The organism is Actinosynnema sp. NPDC023587 (assembly GCF_040640215.1).
Lineage (GTDB): Bacteria > Actinomycetota > Actinomycetes > Mycobacteriales > Pseudonocardiaceae > Actinosynnema.
Map to the genome: position 1 here is coordinate 124,517 of NZ_JBFABG010000003.1, position 18,675 is coordinate 143,191.

Here is an 18,675-nt window from a genome sequence, read left to right on the forward strand (position 1 = left end):
CGCACGCCCAGCCCGGATGGGCCGTCCGGCCGAGCGCCCGGAACCGGGAAACCGCGTCGGGACGGGTCGGCAGTGTCCACGGCCACAGAGCACGACCTCGTCACCGTGATCCGGAGGTAACGTCTGCGCCCATGGCGCAATTGGTGATCGGCCCCGTGCTGCGACACGTCGACGCGACGTCGGCCACCATCTGGGTGGAGACCGACGCGGCCTGCGAGGTCACGGTGGCGGGCCACCGCGCCGCGACGTTCCAGGTGGGCGAGCAGCACTTCGCGCTGGTCGTCGTGGACGGTCTCACGCCCGGCACGTCGACGGCCTACGACGTGCGGCTGGACGACCGGGTCGTCTGGCCGGAGCCCGACTACCCCTTCCCCGCACCGAGGATCCGCACCGGACCGGTGCGGCAACTGGTCTTCGGGTCGTGCCGCGCGGCCAAGGGCGGCTCCGAGACCGACCGGCTGGGGCCGGACGCGCTGGACGCCTTCGCCGTGCGGATGCAGGACCTGCCCGAGGAGCGCTGGCCGGACGCCCTGCTGCTGCTCGGCGACCAGGTGTACGCGGACGAGCCGACGCCCCGGATCCGCGAGTGGCTGGCCGAGCGGCGGCCGGAGCCGGAGGGCGAGGTGGTGTCGTTCCGCGAGTACGCCGAGCTGTACCACGAGTCCTGGGCGGACCCGGAGATCCGCTGGCTGATGTCGGTGCTGCCGACGTCGATGATCTTCGACGACCACGACATCCGGGACGACTGGAACACCTCCGGCCCGTGGCGCGCCAAGATGGCCGAGAAACCGTGGTGGCGGCAGCGCATCCGGGCCGGGCTGGCGTCGTACTGGGTCTACCAGCACATCGGCAACCTCGGTCCGGCCGAACTCGCCGACAACGAGCTGTTCACCACCGTCCAGAACGCGGGCGAGGACGTCCAGCAGCTCCTGGAGGACTTCGCCGAGCAGGCCGACCGCGAGGTGGAGGGCCGCAAGGCCACCCGCTGGAGCTACCGGCGCGACTTCGGCCGGGTGCGGCTGCTCGTCATCGACACCCGCAGCGGCCGGATCCTGGACGGGCCGGAGCGGCTGATGGTGGGCGACGAGGAGTTCGACTGGATCGAGCGCAACGCGGAGGGTGACGTCGACCACCTGCTGATCGGCTCGTCGCTGCCGTGGCTGATGCCGCACGCGCTGAGCCACCTCCAGTCCCTCAACGAACGCGCGGCGGCCCGTCCCGGCCTGCGCGGGCGGATCGGCGAGAAGGTCCGCCAGGTGGGCGACCTGGAGCACTGGCCCGCGTTCCGGGCGTCGTTCGAGCGGCTCGCGCGCCTGCTGCGCCGGCTGGGCAGCGCGGCGGACGCGCCGGGCACGATCTGCGTGCTCTCCGGCGACGTCCACCACAGCTACGCCGCCCGCGCCGAGTTCGCCGAGCCGACCAGGTCCGAGGTGCTGCAACTGGTCTGCTCGCCGGTGCACAACGACCCGCCGAAGCCCTTCCGCGTGGTGTTCCGGCTGTCCTGGTCGAAGCCGCTGGCGTGGCTGCTGCGCCGCTGGGCGGACCGGGCGGGCGTGACGCCCGACCCGGTCGCGTGGCGGCGGATCAGCGGGCCGCACTTCGGCAACTCGGTGGCGGTGCTGGAGATCATCGGCCGCACCGCCCGCTACCGCCTGGAGACCGCCACCGGCGACGGTCTCGTGGAGAGCGCGAACCTCACCCTCTAGTCACTTCGTCGCCAACCTCAGCAACGCCCACAACTGCGCGATCGCGTCGTGGTCACCGGTGGTCCGCACGTCGCGGTCCGGGATGCGGCCCCACAGCCAGCGGTAGACCAGCACCGGCGAGCCGGTGACGTCCGCGTCCGCCGACTCCGCCTCCTCCGGCGACGCCCGCCACGCGGTCGCGGGTTCCGGGCCGGTGCGGACGAGCCACACCCGGCGGCCGGACCGGACGGCGACCGTGCTCTCCCTGGTGCCGCGCACGCCCAGCACGTCCAGGCGGTGGCCGAGCCACAGCGACAGCACCTCGTCCGCGCCGTCCTCGGCGACGTCGTCGGACACCGGGTCCAGCGGCAGGCCGGCCGCCGACTGGACGTCCATCCGGTGCACGGTCGCCTCGTGCGCGAGCCGCCGCGCCCAGAACCCGCACGTGCGCTCGGCGGGCCACCACGTCTCGCACGGGTGGTCGGCGGCGCGTTCGGACAAGGCGTCCACCAGCGGCCCGACCCCCTCCCTCAGGTAGTCCGACACCGTCTGCCCGGGTGCCGGGTCCTGTTGCCACGCACCGGGTTGCCGTCCTTCCCGGACCCACGCCGCGACCATCCGGAACGTGCTGCCGACGTGCCGCGCGGTCTCGCCCAGGTTCAACCCCGGGCACGCGGGCACCTGGCGTTCCGGCCGCTGCCCTTCCGCCGACACCGCCAGCAGCTCGGCCTCCGCCGCCACCACGTCGATCAGCCGGCCGTAGCCGACCAGTCCCCTGCTCACAGTCTGCCCTCGTACGTGATCTCGTCGACCAGCTCGGTGAACCGCGCCGCTTGGCGCACGAGGTCGTCGGCACTCCGTCGGTCCACCCGCCGGGTGCCCGCCCGGACGGCCGCGCGGGACGCGGAGCACGCGGCCCGGTCCCGTGGTCCAGCGCGGGTGGGCGGTGGCGGACCGCTCGGCGGACCCGGTCGCGCGCTCGGCTTCCCGAACGCGATCACGGGCCCGGACGAGCGGGGTGACGGCCGACGCCGGGGACGGGAGCGGCGGGACCCGGCGGGTGCCGGGGAAGTCGGTGGAAGTCGACATCGGCGGCCTCCTCGCGGCGTCGGGACAGCGACGACCGCCGCGGGGAGACGGCGGCACTTGGTGGTGGGGCGCTTCCCCCGCCCCACCACCAAGGCATAGCTCGAACAGACGTTCGAGCAAGGTCAGCGTAGCCCGAGAACCCGGCACTCCTCAACCCGGCCGCACGTGGTCTTATGAACACGTGAGCGCACTTGACCACCCCGGCATCCGCAAGGTGGCGGCGGCTTTGGCGGAGGCCGGCCACCCCGAGGCGGCCGACGGGATCCGCGTCCTCGCCGACGCCGTCCGCACCGCCGCCGAGGCCGCACGGGCGGTGGACGTGCCGGTCGGGGCCATCGCGAACAGCCTGGTGTTCGCCGCCGTCCGCGGTGCCGAGGTGGCCCCGCTGCTGGTGCTCACCTCCGGCGCGCACCGGGCGGACACCGACCTGCTGGCCGGACTGGCCGGCGCGGACCGGATCGACCGCGCCTCGCCGGACTTCGTCCGCGAGCACACCGGCCAGGTCATCGGCGGGGTGTCGCCCCTGGGCCACCCCGCGCCGATCCGGACGTTCGTGGACGTCGACCTGGAGCGGTACGAGGTGGTGTGGGCCGCCGCCGGGCACCCGCACGCGCTGTTCCCGACGACCTGCGCCGGTCTGGTGGACCTGACCGGCGGCACCCCCGCGACGGTCGCGCGATGACGGCCGCGCCGTCGCAACGGCTCGTGGAGGTGTCCGCGCGGGACCTGAACGCCCGGCTCGGCGAGGCGTTGGCGCTCTACGTCAGCGCGATGAACTACCCACCGGGCACGGCCGAGCAGCGCGCGCCGATGTGGCTGGCGCACATGCTGCGCGACGGCTGGCGCTGCGTGGTGGCGCTCGGCGAGGAGGACGAGCTGATCGGCATCGGCTACGGCTACCGCGGCTCGGTGGGCCAGTGGTGGCACGAGCAGGTGCGGCACGGCCTCACCCTGGTCTCCGGGCCGAACTCGGTCGAGGAGTGGATGCGCGACTACTTCGAGCTGACCGAGCTGCACGTCCTGCCCGGCGAACAGGGCCGGGGCGTCGGCGAAGGTCTGCTGCGCACCCTGCTGGCGGGGGTGCCGACGTCCCGCGTGCTGCTGTCCACCCCGGAGGGCCCGAGCAAGGCGTGGCGGCTCTACCGGCGGCTGGGTTTCGCGGACGTGCTGCGGCACTACCAGTTCACCGGCGACCCGCGACCGTTCGCCGTGCTGGGCCGCACCCTGCCGCTGGACTGACACGACGACGGGCGGCCGTCCCGGAGGACGACCGCCCGGCGCACTCCCGGACCTAGAACGGCGACACGAACCCGGAGGCCTTGAGCCCCGGACCGGCGTTCAGGTCGGCGATCCTGCGCCACTTGGAGTGGACGACCTTGTCGCTCACGTTGCCCTCGACCGTGCGCACGTGCGTCGCCTTCTGGCCGGTGCGGTCGTAGTTGACCTCGACCACGATGCCGACGTGCGCGACCATCGACGGGTAGTTGCCGTACACGACGGCGTCACCCATCTCCACGTCGCGGTCCGCCAGCGACTTCCAGCGGCCGTTCGCCTGGCCCCACTTCTGCCAGTACGTCGCCCAGTGGCCCTGGTCGACCCCGGGCGCGCCGTCGGCCGGCCGCATCGACGGGCGTTGCGGCACACCGGCTTTCGTCCACGCCCAGTTCACGAACACGCCGCACCACTCCACGGGACGCCGGACGTCCGGGTCCACGTCCTGGTAGCGCTGCGGGTAGCCGTTGGGGCCGTTCTCCTTCGCCCCGATCTGGCTGAACGCGTAGTCGACGATCTCCAGCCGGATCCGCCACTCGTCCGGCGCGTGCTCGTTCTGCCGCGCCTGCGCCGGAACCGCGCTCAACACCGGGCCCAACACCAGCGCGCCCACGGCGGCGAACACCGTCGCGGAACGCCTGAGACGTCTGGACATCCGTCCCCCCTCACCCTCGTCCCCGCAGCATATGCAACAGAAACCCCGGTGACGACGCCGTGAAGCGGAATCACCGGGGCCCGGTCACCGATCAGCCGTTCACAGTCGGGCGAGGCGCTCCCGCAGCGTGTCCAGACCCATCGACCCCATCTCCAGGGCGTCCTTGTGGAAGGTCTTGAGGTCGAACGCCGCGCCGTGGCGGGCCCGCGCGTCGTCCCGCGCCGCCAGCCACAGCCGCTCGCCGAGCTTGTAGGAGGGGGCCTGGCCGGGCCAGCCCAGGTAGCGGTCGATCTCGTCGCGCACGTGCGCCGGGTCGGTGATGGTGCGGGTGAGCATGAACTCCAGGCCCAGTTCCGGCGTCCAGCGCTCGCCGTCGTGGAAGCCCGCGCCCCTCGGGATCTCCAGCTCCAGGTGCATGCCGATGTCGATGATCACCCGGGCCGCGCGGAACAGGTGCGCGTCGAGCATGCCGAGCAGGTCGCCGTCGTCCTCCAGGTAGCCGAGCTCGCGCATCAGGCGCTCGGCGTAGAGGGCCCAGCCCTCGCCGTGGCCGGACACCCAGCACATCGTCCGCTGGAAGTTGTTCAGCTTCTCCGCCTGGTAGACGGCGGTGCCGGCCTGGAGGTGGTGGCCGGGCACGCCCTCGTGGTAGACGGTGGTGACCTCGCGCCAGGTGGAGAACTCGGTCTTGTCCGCGGGCACCGACCACCACATGCGGCCGGGGCGGGAGAAGTCCGGGGTGGGGGCGGTGTAGTACGCGCCGACGGCACCGCCGGGCGGCGCGATGCGGCACTCCAGCTCCATCAGCTCGTCGGGCAGCTCGAAGTGCACGTCGCGGACGTCGAGCAGGGCCTTGTCCGAGAGGTCCTGCATCCAGGACCGGAGGGCGTCCTGGCCGTGCACGAGGTAGCGCGGGTTCGCGTCCAGCGCGGCGGCGGCCTCGGCGAGCGTCGCGCCCGCCTTGATCCGGTTCGCGACCTGCTTCATCTCGGTCTCGACGCGGGTGAACTCGGCCCAGCCCCACTCGTACGCCTCGGCCAGGTCCAGCCGCGCGCCGGTGAAGTAGCGCGACCACAGCCGGTAGACGTCCTCGCCGACGGCGTCCTTCTCCGGTGCCTTCGCCGCGAGGTCGTCGCGCAGGAACGACGCCAGGTCCGCGTACGCCTCGGCGGCGGCCCGCGCGCCCGTCTCCAGGTCGGTGCGCAGCGACGCGTCCACGTCGGCCGGCTCGATCAGCGACGCGAAGTAGGACTTGCCGCCGGACCGGCCGGACCAGGTGTCGCACTGCTCGGCGACCCGGGCGACCTGCCGCAGCGCGGCGACCTCGCCCCGGTCCGCCGAGTGCGCGAGGCCCGCGCGCAGGTTCGCCACCGCCTCCGGCATGGCGGTGAGCCGCTTGGCGACGGTGGCCCAGTCCTCGGTGGTGGCGGTCGGCATCAGGTCGAACACCTCGCGCAGGTTCTGCACGGGGCCCGCGATGACGTTGAGCTCGCCCTCCCACAGACCCGCCTCGTGGATCTCCACGTCCAGGCCGACCCGCTCCAGGAACACGGATTTGGCGGCGGCCTCGCCGGCGTCGGCGGGCTCGGCGGCGGTGATCTCGGCCAGGGCGCGCGCGGCCAGTTCCCGGCGGGCGGCGTGGCCCTCGGGCGAGTAGTCGGTCAGCCGGTCGTCGTGGCCGGGCGTGCCGATGAACGTCGCGGTCAACGGGTCGGCCGCCGCGTAATCGGCCACGAACTGGTTGCTGATGCCGTGCACGCCGGCCGGAGAGGGTGACATGAACCGCACGTTACCCGTGGGTCATGTACCTCCAACAGGTAATTAGCCACGCTCACGACCGTGTCCAGACGGTCAACTTTTGACCCGGCCGGCAGGATGGCCGCGTGCCCAGGGCCTCAGCGCTCCTCCTGCCGGTGATCCTCCTCGCGATGTTCTCGCTGACGGGGTGCATCCGGCTGCACGCCGCGATGGCGCTGTCGCAGGACGACCGCGTCTCCGGCGAGATCGTCGCCGCCACACCGCCCACCGAGGACAACGACCCGGGCCCGCAGCTCAAGGTGCCGGAGGAGCTGGTCGGGCGGGTGACCACCAAGCAGTACCGGGCGGACGGCTACACCGGGACGCAGGTGTTCTTCAGCGCCCTCACCTTCGAGGAGGTGCGGACCCTGTCGATGGTGACCAGCGCGTCCTCCAGCCGCTACCAGCTCGCGTTCCGGCGGTCCGGCGACCTGGTGACGCTGTCCGGGTCGGTGGACCTCACCCAGGTGCCGACCGACCGCGCGGACATCCAGATCAAGATCAGCTTCCCGGGTGAGGTCGTCGACACGAACGGGCGCGAAGAGGAGCCGACGACCATCGCGTGGGCACCCAAGCCGGGCCAGGCGACGATGATCACGGCCACGCTCCGCTACGCCGGGGAGAATTCGCCGTCCTACTTCGGGTGGACCATGCTCGTGGCGGGCCTGACCGGCGCGGCGGCGCTGATCGTGGTGGTGCTCGCGATCGTCGCGCACCGGCGGAGCCTCGTGGCGTAGCGCCAACCGCCGGGTGGGGAGCCGGTGGGGGGAGCACTGTCACATCCCGGCCGGCCACACCGTCCAGCGGGCATGAGGATGAATCTCGCCGAAGTCGCGCCCGAGGTCTACCGGGCGCTGGCCCAGCTCGACGGCTACGCCCGCGAGCGGATCGACCCGACCCTCGCCGAGCTGGTGAACCTGCGGGCCTCCGTGCTCAACAACTGCGCGTTCTGCGTCGACCTGCACTCGTCCGACGCGCTCAAGCGCGGGGAGAGCGCGCAACGCCTGTTCGCCGTGGCGGTGTGGCGCGAGTCGCGGTTCTTCACCGACACCGAGCGGGACGCGCTGGAGTTCACCGACGCGGTGACCCGGCTCGGCGAGCACGGCGTGCCCGACGAGCTGTGGGAGAGGGTCACCGCGACCTTCGACCAGCCGCAGGTCGCCGGGCTGCTGGCCCAGATCATCGCGATCAACGGGTTCAACCGGATCGGCGTGCCGCTGGAGTCGGCCACCGAGCGCCGGTTGCGCTGAGCGGGCCGGGCTCGGGCGCGACCGGGCGGGGTGGTCAGGTCCGGACGGGCACCAGGCCCAGCCGGCCGACCACCTCGCGGGTCGCCTTGGAGCGGTTGAACGTGTAGAAGTGCAACCCCGGCACGCCTTCGGCGAGCAGCCGCTCCCCCATCTCGGTCACCAGGTCGACCCCGGCCGACCGGAACGCCTTCGGGTCGTCGACCAGCGGTTCCAGCCGTCGCGCCACGGCGGCGGGCACCGGCGCGCCGGACAGCTCCACGGACTTGGCCAGCGTGCGCGGCGTGGTCAGCGGCATCAGGCCGGGCAGCAGGAACGTGTCGTGGCCGAGCGCGGCGACGCGGTCCCGCAGCCGCAGGAAGTCGTCCGGGTCGAGGAAGAGCTGGGCGATCGCGAAGTCCGCCCCCGCCCGCAGCTTGCGGACCAGGTGCCTGGTGTCGGTGTCCAGGTCGGCCGAGCGCGGGTGCCCGTACGGGAACGCGGCCACGCCCACGCAGAAGTCGCCCAGCTCCCGGCACAGCCGCACCAGGTCCTCGGCGTAGGTCAGGCCGTCGGCGTGGGGCACCCACTCGCCGTTGGGGTCGCCGGGCGGGTCGCCGCGCACCGCGAGGATGTTGCGCAGGCCGACCGCCGCGTACCACCCGATCACGTTGCGCAGCTCGGCCACCGAGTGGTCCACGGCGGTGAGATGCGCCATCGGCACGAGGGTGGTCTCCTGGACCACGCGGCCGGTGGTGCGGATGGTGCGGTCGCGGTTGGAGCCGCCCGCGCCGTAGGTGATCGACACGAAGGCCGGGTCCAGGGCCTCCAGCTCGCGGATGGCGCGCCAGAGCACCAGTTCGTCGGCGTCGTCCCGCGGTGGGAAGAACTCGACCGAGAACACCGGGGTGCCGCCGTTGAGGCGTTCGACGACCGACGTCATGCCCTCCAGCCTAGTGCCGGTGCCGGCCAGTGGGAGAAGCCGCTCATCAGGTGGGAGCAGGCCCCCGGTTGGCCGGCCGCGCCGGGCAGAGGTGACCATAGGGGGGTGCCGCCCCACCCGTTGGACCTCGAACTCCCCCAGCACGTCGACGCAGCGCTCACAGGCTACCTCGCCGACCGCCGCGCCCTGGGCGAGCGGATGGAGGAGAACTTCGCCGGCGCGGTCGACGCGCTCGCGGATTTCGTGCTCGGCGGCGGCAAGCGGATACGGCCGACTTTCGCCTGGTGGGGCTGGCGGGCGGCGGGCGGCGACCCGGACGGCGACCTGGCCGGTGCCGTGCTCACGGCGGTCAGCTCGCTGGAGCTGATCCAGGCCTGCGCGCTGATCCACGACGACCTGATGGACGCTTCGGAAACCCGGCGCGGGATGCCGACCGTGCACGTCCGGTTCGCCCGCCGGCACCGCGACGAGGGCTGGCTGGGCGAGCCCGAGCGGTTCGGCCTGGCCGCCTCGGTGCTGATCGGCGACATCGCGCTGGCGTGGGCGGACGACATGCTGTTCGCGGCGGGCCTGCCCAACGACGCGTTGCGGCGGTTGAGCCTGCCGTGGCGGGACATGCGCACCGAGATGCTCGCGGGCCAGTACCTCGACGTGCTCACCCAGGCGCGCGGCGACGCCTCGACCGACGCCGCGCTGCGCATCGACCGGCTCAAGACCGCCGCGTACACCGTGGAACGGCCGCTGCACATGGGCGCGGCGATCGGCGGCGCGGCACCGGAGCTGGTGGCGGGCCTGCGGGCGTTCGGCACCGACATCGGCGTGGCCTTCCAGCTCCGCGACGACCTGCTGGGCGTGTTCGGCGACCCGGCGGTGACCGGCAAGCCCGCGGGCGACGACCTGCGCGAGGGCAAGCGGACCCTGCTGGTGGCGCTGGGCGTGGAGTTCGGCGCGGACGTGCTGCACGACGCGCTGGGCAGGCCCGACCTGGACGTCGCCGCGGTCGACGAGGTGCGGGCCCGGCTGGTCGAGGTCGGCGCGGTGGCCGCGGTCGAGGACCGGATCGCGCGGCTCACCGAGTCGGCGCTCCGGGCGCTGGCCGGCGCGCCGGTCGCGGAACCCGCCGGGGAGCGGCTCGCCGAGCTCGCGATCAGCGCCACGAAACGGACCTACTGACCATGCGCACGGTCTCCGGCCGCACCGACCACGTCGTCGTGGTCGGTGCGGGCCTGGCCGGCCTGTCCGCCGCGCTGCACCTGCTCGGCGCGGGCCGCCGGGTGACCGTGGTGGAGCGCGACGACGTGCCCGGCGGGCGGGCCGGGCGGCTGGACCTGGGCGGCTACCGGTTCGACACCGGGCCGACCGTGCTGACCATGCCGGACCTGGTGGACGAGGCGCTGCACGCGGTCGGCGAGAGCCTGGCCGACCGGCTGGACCTGGTGCCGGTGGAGCCCGCGTACCGGGCGCGGTTCGCCGACGGCGACGTGCTGGACGTGCACGCGGACGGCGACGCGATGGAAGCCGAGGTGCGCCGGTTCGCCGGTCCCGCCGAGGCGGCCGGGTACCGGGCGCTGCGGGACTGGCTGACCGACCTCTACCGGGCCGAGAAGGACGCGTTCATCGACGCGAACTTCGACTCGCCGATCGGGCTGCTCACGCCCCGGCTGGCCCGGCTGGCGGCGTTGCGCGGCTTCTCCCGACTGGGGCCGTCGATCGCGCGGTTCCTGAAGGACGAGCGGCTGCAACGGGTGTTCTCCTTCCAATCGCTCTACGCGGGCGTGCCACCGCGCAAGGCGCTCGCCGCCTACGCCGTGATCGCGTACATGGACACCGTCGCGGGCGTCTACTACCCGCGTGGCGGGATGCGCGCGCTGCCCGACGCGTTGGCGGACGCGGCCCGGGACGCGGGCGCGGACCTGCGCTACCGGACGAAGGTCGCGTGGCTGGAGCGGATCGGCGGCCGGGTCACCGCCGTGCGCACGGCGCAGGGCGAGCGCATCCCGTGCGACGCCGTGGTGCTCACCCCGGACCTGCCGATGTCGTACCGGCTGCTGGGCCACCGCCCGCGCCGCCCGGTGCCGATCACGTGGTCGCCGTCGGCGTTCGTGCTGCACGCCGGCGTCGACCGGACGTGGCCGGAACTGGCCCACCACACGGTGTTCTTCGGCCGCGCGTGGGACCGCACCTTCGACGAGCTGACCCGCCGGGGCACGCTGATGAGCGACCCGTCGTTGCTGGTCACCAGCCCGCCGGGGGGCGGTGTGTGCGTGCTCGCGCCCACCCCGAACCTGCGCGTGGGCCCGATCGACTGGGACCGGGTCGGCCCGGCCTACCGGGACGAGGTGGTGCAGACCCTGGAGGCGCGCGGGCTGACCGGGTTCGGCGCGTCGATCGAGGTCGAGGCCCTGGTCACGCCCCGGGACTGGGCGGGCCTGGGGTTGGCGGCGGGCACCCCGTTCTCGGCCGCGCACACGGTCGCCCAGACCGGCCCGTTCCGACCGCGCAACCTGGTGCTGGACAACGCGGTGCTGGCCGGCTGCGGCACCACGCCGGGCGTGGGCGTGCCGCCGGTGCTGATCTCCGGGAAGCTGGCCGCGCAGCGGATCACCGGGTCGGCCGGCGCGGCGTGGCGGCGGCCCGCGGCGAGGTCGCGAGCGCACGGCCCGCGCTAGCCCGCACCGCCCGCCGGGGACGCGCGCCGCTCCCGGGACCGGGTTGGACCGGGATGCGCGACCTGCCCGACCACCCCCGTGGGAAGACGGCCGGATCGGCCACGAAACGTGTCCGACCAGGCGTTCCCGCACGTCGTAATACTCCATGTGGTCACTCGCTCGGGTGACACCCGCGTGCGACGATCCGTCGGGGTGTCACCTGCCCGCGCACGTGTCCGCCATCGCGTGCCGTCGCGCGCCCGCGTTGTGCGACGATGTTGCCGCGATGGCCGCGACCCCGTCCCCACCCACCTCTAGCACCGCACCTGTCGAGCCGGTGCGGTCCGGTGCTACCCAGGTTCCGGACCCCGGCGGAATCCCCGTCCGCACCATCCTGCTCGGCGTGGCGGGCGTCATGCTCATCGCGCTGGGCGGCACCGGCGCGGGGGCGATCCTCAAGCGCGACCCGCTCCTCGCCGACACCACGCTGAGCTGGATCAGGTACGGCCACGGCCACGACCTGGCCAACGCCGTGCTCTACGTCGGACTCGGCCTGGTGGTCTGGTCGTGGATCCGGCTCGGCCGCATGGTCCGCAACGGGCACGTCGGCAGCAACGCCGTCCTCACCGCGGTCGTGGTGTGGACGTTGCCGCTGCTGTTCGCGCCACCGCTGTTCAGCAAGGACATCTACAGCTACCTCGCGCAGGGCCAGATCGCCCTCAACGGCCTGGACCCCTACCAGGTCGGTCCGGCGGTGTTGCAGAACCCGCTGTCGGACAACGTGAGCTGGGTCTGGCAGAACACGCCCGCGCCGTACGGCCCGCTGTTCCTGGTGCTCGCGATGGGCGTCGTGTGGGTGACGAGCGCGAGCATCATCGGCGGTGTGGTGCTGATGCGGTTCGTGCTGGTCATCGGCCTCGCACTGCTCTGCTGGGCGCTGCCCGGCCTGGCCCGGCACCTCGGCGGACGCCCGGCGGTGGCGCTGTGGCTGGCCGCCGCGAACCCGCTGATGCTGGTGCAGCTCACCGGCGGCGCGCACAACGACCTGCTGATGGTCGGCCTGATGGCCGCCGGCTGCCTGTTCGTGCTCGACGGCCGGCACGTGCTGGGGATCGTCGTGGTGACGCTGGCGTTCGCGGTGAAGGCGACCGCCGTCGTGGCGCTGCCGTTCCTGGTGCTGGTGTGGGCGCGGCGGCTGTCCGGCACGCGGACCGCGCAGCTCGTCAAGGCGATCGCGGGCGGGCTGGCCACGTTCGTCGCGGTGTTCGCGGCGACCACGCTGCTGTCCGGGCTGTCCCTGGGCTGGATACCGGCGCTGAGCTCGTCCTCCACCATCGTCAACTGGCTGTCCCTGCCCAGCGCCGTGGGTGACTTCACCCACACGGTCGTGAGCCTGTTCGTGCGGGTCGAGCCCGGCGTGTTCATGACCGTCGCGCGCGGCCTCGGGTCGCTGCTGCTGGTCTACGTCGCGTGGCGGCAGTGGCGGGCCGCCGACGACGGCGGGCCGGAGGCGGTCCGCCGGGCCGCGATCACCCTGCTGGCCGTGGCGCTGCTGTCCCCCGCGACGCTGCCCTGGTACTTCAGCTGGGCGCTGGTGCTCGGCGCGGGTCTCGCGTGGAGCGCGAAGGGCCTGCGGGGGGCGGCGTTCTTCTCCACGTTCCTGCTGCTGGTGACGTTCCCCAACGGCGACACCGGGCTCTACTCGTGGGGCTACCTGGCCGTCACGATCGCCGTCTCGGCGCTGGCCTGCGTGTCGCTGGTCAAGCCCGACCCGCTGAAGCTGTCCAGCAGGTACGCGTAACCGAGCCGGCACGCACTTCCCGTGGGGCGTGGGGGAAGACCTCGGACGTGTGCGCCTGTCCGGACCGGCCCGGACGGTGGTGTTCCGCGCGACGTCCGGACGGCTCCGCGGGAACCGCCCGGACGCGCCTGGTCGGAGTCAGAAGCCCAAGGACTGGGCGCGGCGCTTCACCTCACGGCCGCGATCGCCCCGCAACGCCTCGATCGGCGTCCCGGGCAGCGTGTCGTCTTCGGTGAACAGCCACCGAAGGATCTCATCGGTCGAGTAGCCGGAGTCGCGCAACACCGTGATGGTGCCGGGCAGCCCCTTCACCACGCCTCCGGCGGCGAGGAAGTGGGAGGGGACGACGAGGACACCGTTCCGGCGCTCCGCGATCAACTGACCGTCGCGCAGCAACTGGTGGACACGGGTGACGGGTAGACCGAGACGCTCGGCGACCTCGGGCAGGTCGAGGACCTCCAGGTCGGGAGCCAGTACATCCGCAGCGGCAGGAATCGCACTCACGTGCGCCACGATGCCACAACGCCGGGAGCAACGCCCTGCGCCAACCGGGTGGTGGCCGTACACCCCCGGGTCGGTTCCCGGACACCCCCTGTTCCCGGGGGCTTTGACACTGATCCCACACGCGGGCCGGGATGCTCCCAGCGCACCACATCGGTCGGCTCCACCCCACCGTACGATCCACGGCTGTGGAAAGGTCTGCGACGAACGTGATCGGCGGGCTGCTCGAACAACGCTACCGAGTAGGAGCCCTGGTGGCGCGCGGGGGCATGTCCACCGTGTACCGGGGCGTCGACACGCGCTTGGAGCGTCCCGTGGCGATCAAGGTCATGGACCCCCGCTTCTCCTCGGACCCGCAATTCGTGGCCCGGTTCGAGCGCGAGGCGCGCGCCGCCGCCGGGCTGCACCACCCCGGTGTCGTGGCGGTGCACGACCAGGGCGTGGACGAGGACCGGGTCTACCTGGTGATGGAGCTGGTCGAGGGCGGCACCCTGCGCGACCTGCTGACCGCGCGCGGGAAGCTGGACGTGCCGCTGGCGCTGACGGTGCTGGAGCGGGTCCTGTCGCCGCTGGCCGCCGCGCACCGCGCCGGGCTCGTGCACCGGGACGTGAAGCCGGAGAACGTGCTCGTCGGGCGGGGCGGCGCGGTGAAGGTCGCGGACTTCGGGCTGGCCCGCGCGGTGGCCACACCGGCCATCACGAGTGACACGACGATCCTGGGCACGGTCGCGTACCTGTCGCCCGAACAGGTCACCAACGGCTCCGCCGACGCCCGCAGCGACGTGTACTCGGCCGGCGTGCTGCTGTACGAGATGCTGACCGGCACGCCGCCCTACGTCGGCGACACGGCCATCTCGGTGGCCTACCGGCACGTCAACGAAGAGGTGCCGCCGGTGCCCGGCGTGCCCGCCGAGGTCGCCGAGCTGGTCCGGCGCTCGACGCGCAAGGAGCCGTTCCTCCGGCCGGCGGACGCCGAGGCGTTCCTGTCCGAGGTGGAGACGGCGCGGGCCACGCTCGGCCTGGCCTCCGTCGACGTGCCGACCGTGACGGCGGCGACCGTCGACGCCCCCGCCTCCGCCGAGCCCCGGACCGAACGGGTGCAGCCGGTGGGCGTCGGGGCCGTGGCGCACGCCGAGGCGACCGTCCCGGTGCGCAGGTTCCCCCCGCCGGGCCCGCAGGGCACCCAGGCGCTGCCGCGCGGTCTGGACCCCACCCCGTCACCCGCCCAGGGCCTGTCCGTGCCCGTGACAGGGCAGCAGACGGCCGTGGTGCCCCGCACGCGGCCCGTGCGGCCCAAGCGACCTCCGAAGCAGAAGACGCCCGAGCAGCTCTACGAGGAGATGCGGGCGAAGAGCAAGAAGCAGTTCATCACCTGGATGAGCGTCGTGGGGGTCGCGGCGGTGCTGATCGGCCTGGTGAGCTGGTGGATGGCGATCGGCCGGGTCGCGTCGGTGCCCGACGTCGTGGGCAAGGAGCAGGACGCGGCGGTCGCGATCCTGGAGAACGCGTCCCTGAAGGCCGCGGTGTCCACGGAGAACAGCGACACCGTGCCCAGCGGGCAGGTCCTGCGCACCGACCCGGCAGCGGGCGCGGAGGGCACCCGGGGCGACCTGGTGCGGGTCGTGGTCTCGCGCGGCAAACCGGTCGTGCCGCAGGTGGCGTCCGGCGTCGAGGTGGCCGCCGCGGAGAAGGAGATCAGCGCGGTCGGGCTGAAGCCCAGGCTCGTCCCGGAGGACGACGCCTTCAGCGAGCGGGTGCCCAAGGGCAAGGTCGTGACGACCAAGCCCGCGCCGGGCACGCCCGTGGAGATCGGCAGCGCGGTCACCATCGTGCTGAGCAAGGGCATCCAGCCCAAGCCGGTGCCGGACCTGAAGGGCAAGACGAGAGAAGAGGCGTTCGCGGAGTTGTCGGCGGCGGGCTTCGAGCCGGTCGAGGGTCCCGAGGAACCGTCCGGCGAGGTCGACGGGGGCCGGGTGATCCGCACGACCCCGCCGGCGGGCACCGCGCTCGGCGCGGACAAGCGGGTCACCGTGATCGTCGCGGCGGACCGCGGCGTGACCGTGCCCAACGTCGAGGGCAAGAAGCTCCGGGAGGCCAAGGAGACGCTGGAGAAGGCCGGTCTCCAGGTCGAGGTGCGGTTCGGCAACCGGGAGCGGTCGACGGTGGTCAACCAGTCCATCCGGGGCGGCGAGCGCGTGCCGAAGGGCACCAAGATCACGATCATCGCGGTCTGACCGCGACCCCCGACGACCGGGAGGGCGTCCGACCTCCCGGTCGTCGGGCGCGGTGTCGTCCGTGGCGCGGTCGCCACCCGGACCGCCGCGTGCCCCGGCGGTCCGGGACGGGGTCCAGGTCCGGCCGGGGCACGGGGTCCGTGCTCGATCAGGTCAACTGCGGAGCATCTCCGCGACCAGGAAGGCGAGCTCCAACGACTGCTGGGTGTTCAGCCGGGGGTCGCAGGCGGTCTCGTAGCGGCCGGCGAGGTCGGTGTCGGAGATCTCCTGCGCGCCGCCGAGGCACTCGGTGACGTCCTCGCCGGTCAGCTCGATGTGGATGCCGCCGGGGTGGGTGCCGAGGCGGCGGTGCACCTCGAAGAAGCCCTGGACCTCGTCGACGATCCGGTCGAAGTGCCGGGTCTTGTAGCCGGTGGAGGCCTCGTGGGTGTTGCCGTGCATCGGGTCGCACTGCCAGATGACCTGGTGGCCCGACGCGGTGACCTTCTCCACGATGGCGGGCAGCACGTCGCGCACCTTGCCGTTGCCCATGCGGCTGATCAGGGTCAGCCGGCCGGCCTCGTTGTGCGGGTCGAGCCGTTCGACGTACTCGACGGCCATCTCCGGGGAGGTGGTCGGGCCGATCTTGACGCCGATCGGGTTGGCCAGCAGCTCGGCGAACGCGATGTGCGCGCCGTCGAGCTGGCGGGTGCGCTCGCCGATCCACAGGAAGTGCGAGGACAGGTTGTAGAGCTTGGCCTGGTCGCTGTTGGCGTCCAGGCGCAGCAACGCGCGCTCGTAGTCCAGCAGCAGCGCCTCGTGGGAGGCGAAGATCTCGGTGGTGTGCAGCGAGCTGTCGTCCACGCCGCACGCGGACATGAACCGCAGGCCGCGGTCGATCTCGGCGGCCAGCGCCTCGTACCGCTCGCCGGCGGGCGACTGGCGGACGAAGTCCTTGTTCCACTCGTGCAGGCGGTGCAGGTCGGCCATGCCCGCGGTGGTCATCGCCCGCAGCAGGTTCATCGCCGCGCCCGCGTTGGCGTACGCCCGGATCATCCGCGAGGGGTCCGGGACGCGCGCCTCGGGCGTGGTGATCAGCGAGTTGACGATGTCGCCCCGGTAGGACGGCAGGCCGAGCGCGTCGATGTTCGACGAGCGCGGCTTGGCGTACTGGCCGGCGATGCGGCCGATCTTGACCACCGGCAGGCTCGCGCCGTAGGTCAGCACGACCGCCATCTGGAGCAGGGTGCGGATGTTGGCGCGGATGTGCGGCTCGGTGTTGTCCGCGAACGTCTCGGCGCAGTCGCCGCCCTGGAGGAGGAACGCCTCACCCCGGGCCACCTCGGCGAGGTTGCCGCGCAGCCGGTCGATCTCGGCGGGCACGGTGATCGGCGGGACGCTTTCGAGCACCGCGCGCACCCGGCGCACCTGCTCGGCATCCGGCCATTCGGGCTGCTGGGCGGCGGGCCGGCCCAGTGCGTCGTCCAGTCGGTTGCGGAGCTCGGGCGGGAGGGGCGGGAGCTCGGGAAGCGTGTCCACGGGCACGTCCACGGTCCAGTTCACGGGTCAAGGGTATGCGGTCGGCACCGGGGGACGGGCACTGGATGGCCTGTGCGAGATGTGCGTCATGCCGGCCACCGGTCCGGGCGGCGCGCACCCGGCGGGCCGGGGGCGGGACCGGCGGTGGGTCACCGCCGTGGCCGGTCCCGCCCGGACAGCAGGACGCGGGCGCTCCCGGACGGGTCGAGGGTCCGTCCGGGAGCGCCCGCGAGCTCGTCGCGCGGTCTAGCCGAAGAAGACCTCGGCCTCCGCGTACCGCTCCAGCGGCACGGTCTTGAGCTCCGCCGTCGCCTCCGCCAGCTTCACCCGCACGATGTCGGTGCCGCGCAGCGCCACCATCACACCGAAGTCGCCCTCGGCGACGGCGTCCACCGCGTGCAGGCCGAACCTGGTCGCCAGCACCCGGTCGTACGCGGTCGGGATGCCGCCGCGCTGGGTGTGGCCCAGCACGACCGCGCGGGACTCCTTGCCGGTGCGGTGGGCGATCTCCTCGGCCAGCCAGGTGCCGACGCCGCCCAGCCGCACGTGGCCGAACGCGTCCTTCTCACCGGAGTGCAGCACCTCGGCACCGCCCTCGGGCACCGCGCCCTCGGCGACGACGATGATCGGCGCGTACTGCCGCTCGAAGCGCCGCTCCACCCACTCGACGACCTTCTCCACGCTGAACGGCCGCTCGGGCACCAGGATCACGTTCGCGCCGCCCGCGAGACCCGAGTGCAGCGCGATCCAGCCCGCGTGCCGGCCCATGACCTCGACCACGAGCGCCCGGTGGTGGGACTCGGCGGTGGTGCGCAGGCGGTCGATGGACTCGGTCGCGATGTGCACGGCCGTGTCGAAGCCGAACGTGTAGTCGGTCGCGCCCAGGTCGTTGTCGATGGTCTTCGGCACGCCGACCACGCCGATGCCGTCGTCGGTCAGCCGCTTCGCGACACCCAGGGTGTCCTCGCCGCCGATCGCGATCAGCGCGTCCACACCCTCGGCGGCCAGCACCTCGCGGATGCGGTCCACGCCGCCCTCGATCTTGTACGGGTTGGTGCGCGACGAACCCAGGATCGTGCCGCCCCGGGTGAGGATGTCCTCGACGTCACCGAGGCCGATCGGCCTGGTGAGCCCTTCCACCGGGCCCTGCCAACCGTTGCGGAAACCCACGACCTCCCAGCCGTGGCCTTCGACGCCCTTGCGGACGACGGCGCGGATGACCGCGTTCAGGCCGGGGCAGTCACCACCGCCGGTGAGCACACCAATACGCATCTGCTTAGCCAATCTCTTCGTGGCGTGGGTCACC

16 protein-coding genes are annotated in these 18,675 nt (G+C 73.0%); 9 read left to right on the top strand and 7 right to left on the bottom strand.

The features are described from left to right. Window positions 1–131: 131 nt before the first annotated feature. A complete protein-coding gene (locus AB0G01_RS09280) occupies window positions 132–1,706 on the top strand; it encodes an alkaline phosphatase D family protein (RefSeq protein ID WP_360941652.1) in 1,575 nt (524 codons plus the stop codon). Here the strand turns inward: AB0G01_RS09280 and AB0G01_RS09285 are convergent, their stop codons facing one another. After that, on the bottom strand, window positions 1,707–2,468 hold the full coding sequence (locus tag AB0G01_RS09285) for a maleylpyruvate isomerase family mycothiol-dependent enzyme (protein ID WP_360941655.1): 762 nt from the start codon (window positions 2,466–2,468) through the stop codon (window positions 1,707–1,709). It abuts the gene before it with no gap. A gap of 487 nt (window positions 2,469–2,955) precedes the next feature. Between AB0G01_RS09285 and AB0G01_RS09290 the strand changes: the two genes are divergently transcribed. Together AB0G01_RS09290 and AB0G01_RS09295 are read left to right on the top strand one after the other, a co-directional pair. Continuing rightward, entirely contained in the window at window positions 2,956–3,456 is a 501-nt protein-coding gene (locus tag AB0G01_RS09290; protein ID WP_360941658.1) for a YbaK/EbsC family protein, read from the top strand. Next, window positions 3,453–4,013 carry a GNAT family N-acetyltransferase gene (locus AB0G01_RS09295; protein ID WP_360941661.1) on the top strand — a complete coding sequence of 187 codons (561 nt, stop codon included), beginning with the start codon at window positions 3,453–3,455 and terminating at the stop codon, window positions 4,011–4,013. The genes AB0G01_RS09290 and AB0G01_RS09295 overlap by 4 nt, the downstream gene beginning before the upstream one ends. Window positions 4,014–4,065: 52 nt before the next feature. Here the strand turns inward: AB0G01_RS09295 and AB0G01_RS09300 are convergent, their stop codons facing one another. Further along, window positions 4,066–4,701, bottom strand: coding sequence for a CHAP domain-containing protein (locus tag AB0G01_RS09300; RefSeq protein WP_360941664.1), 636 nt, complete (start codon window positions 4,699–4,701; stop codon window positions 4,066–4,068). Between the two features lie 99 nt (window positions 4,702–4,800). Then, the gene (locus tag AB0G01_RS09305) at window positions 4,801–6,480 is read right to left on the bottom strand and encodes a DUF885 domain-containing protein (RefSeq protein ID WP_360941667.1); all 1,680 of its coding nucleotides are present in this window, start codon (window positions 6,478–6,480) and stop codon (window positions 4,801–4,803) included. 104 nt (window positions 6,481–6,584) lie between these two features. Here AB0G01_RS09305 and AB0G01_RS09310 point away from each other — a divergent pair, with 104 nt between their 5' ends. Then, window positions 6,585–7,235, top strand: coding sequence for a DUF3153 domain-containing protein (locus tag AB0G01_RS09310; RefSeq protein WP_360941670.1), 651 nt, complete (start codon window positions 6,585–6,587; stop codon window positions 7,233–7,235). Window positions 7,236–7,307: 72 nt separating this feature from the next. Continuing rightward, window positions 7,308–7,748, top strand: a complete 441-nt coding sequence (locus AB0G01_RS09315) for a carboxymuconolactone decarboxylase family protein (protein WP_360941673.1) — start codon at window positions 7,308–7,310, stop codon at window positions 7,746–7,748. Window positions 7,749–7,782: 34 nt separating this feature from the next. On the opposite strand, the gene AB0G01_RS09320 is transcribed toward AB0G01_RS09315, so the two are convergent. Further along, complete coding sequence (locus AB0G01_RS09320) at window positions 7,783–8,667, bottom strand: methylenetetrahydrofolate reductase (protein ID WP_360941675.1); 885 nt, start codon at window positions 8,665–8,667, stop codon at window positions 7,783–7,785. Between the two features lie 105 nt (window positions 8,668–8,772). Here AB0G01_RS09320 and AB0G01_RS09325 point away from each other — a divergent pair, with 105 nt between their 5' ends. The 3 genes from AB0G01_RS09325 (at window position 8,773) to mptB (ending at window position 13,116) form a co-directional block, all read left to right on the top strand. Beyond that, window positions 8,773–9,840: a polyprenyl synthetase family protein gene (locus AB0G01_RS09325; RefSeq protein ID WP_360941678.1), complete on the top strand. Its 1,068-nt coding sequence runs from the start codon at window positions 8,773–8,775 to the stop codon at window positions 9,838–9,840. A 2-nt stretch (window positions 9,841–9,842) separates the two neighbouring features. Continuing rightward, the gene (crtI, locus tag AB0G01_RS09330; RefSeq protein WP_360941681.1) at window positions 9,843–11,336 is read left to right on the top strand and encodes a phytoene desaturase family protein; all 1,494 of its coding nucleotides are present in this window, start codon (window positions 9,843–9,845) and stop codon (window positions 11,334–11,336) included. 316 nt (window positions 11,337–11,652) lie between these two features. Continuing rightward, on the top strand, window positions 11,653–13,116 hold the full coding sequence (gene mptB, locus AB0G01_RS09335; protein WP_360941684.1) for a polyprenol phosphomannose-dependent alpha 1,6 mannosyltransferase MptB: 1,464 nt from the start codon (window positions 11,653–11,655) through the stop codon (window positions 13,114–13,116). 138 nt (window positions 13,117–13,254) lie between these two features. Here mptB and AB0G01_RS09340 read toward each other — a convergent pair whose 3' ends face one another. Then, window positions 13,255–13,620, bottom strand: coding sequence for an Rv2175c family DNA-binding protein (locus AB0G01_RS09340; protein ID WP_360941687.1), 366 nt, complete (start codon window positions 13,618–13,620; stop codon window positions 13,255–13,257). A gap of 185 nt (window positions 13,621–13,805) precedes the next feature. Here AB0G01_RS09340 and AB0G01_RS09345 point away from each other — a divergent pair, with 185 nt between their 5' ends. Further along, window positions 13,806–15,851 (top strand): PASTA domain-containing protein, encoded by a 2,046-nt coding sequence (locus AB0G01_RS09345; protein ID WP_360941690.1) that lies wholly within the window; start codon window positions 13,806–13,808, stop codon window positions 15,849–15,851. Between the two features lie 153 nt (window positions 15,852–16,004). Here the strand turns inward: AB0G01_RS09345 and AB0G01_RS09350 are convergent, their stop codons facing one another. After that, the gene (locus AB0G01_RS09350; protein WP_360941693.1) at window positions 16,005–17,393 is read right to left on the bottom strand and encodes a class II 3-deoxy-7-phosphoheptulonate synthase; all 1,389 of its coding nucleotides are present in this window, start codon (window positions 17,391–17,393) and stop codon (window positions 16,005–16,007) included. Window positions 17,394–17,615: 222 nt separating this feature from the next. Then, window positions 17,616–18,641 (bottom strand): 6-phosphofructokinase, encoded by a 1,026-nt coding sequence (locus tag AB0G01_RS09355; RefSeq protein WP_360941696.1) that lies wholly within the window; start codon window positions 18,639–18,641, stop codon window positions 17,616–17,618. Between the last annotated feature and the right edge of the window lie 34 nt (window positions 18,642–18,675).

Excerpts from the sequence above, each read along its gene's own strand:
- AB0G01_RS09280 (WP_360941652.1), top strand. The coding sequence starts at position 132 with ATGGCGCAATTGGTGATCGGCCCCGTGCTGCGACACGTCGACGCGACG.
- AB0G01_RS09295 (WP_360941661.1), top strand. The coding sequence starts at position 3,453 with ATGACGGCCGCGCCGTCGCAACGGCTCGTGGAGGTGTCCGCGCGGGAC.
- AB0G01_RS09300 (WP_360941664.1), bottom strand. The coding sequence starts at position 4,701 with ATGTCCAGACGTCTCAGGCGTTCCGCGACGGTGTTCGCCGCCGTGGGC.
- AB0G01_RS09305 (WP_360941667.1), bottom strand. The coding sequence starts at position 6,480 with ATGTCACCCTCTCCGGCCGGCGTGCACGGCATCAGCAACCAGTTCGTG.
- AB0G01_RS09315 (WP_360941673.1), top strand. The coding sequence starts at position 7,308 with ATGAGGATGAATCTCGCCGAAGTCGCGCCCGAGGTCTACCGGGCGCTG.
- AB0G01_RS09320 (WP_360941675.1), bottom strand. The coding sequence starts at position 8,667 with ATGACGTCGGTCGTCGAACGCCTCAACGGCGGCACCCCGGTGTTCTCG.
- crtI (WP_360941681.1), top strand. The coding sequence starts at position 9,843 with ATGCGCACGGTCTCCGGCCGCACCGACCACGTCGTCGTGGTCGGTGCG.
- AB0G01_RS09355 (WP_360941696.1), bottom strand. The coding sequence starts at position 18,641 with ATGCGTATTGGTGTGCTCACCGGCGGTGGTGACTGCCCCGGCCTGAAC.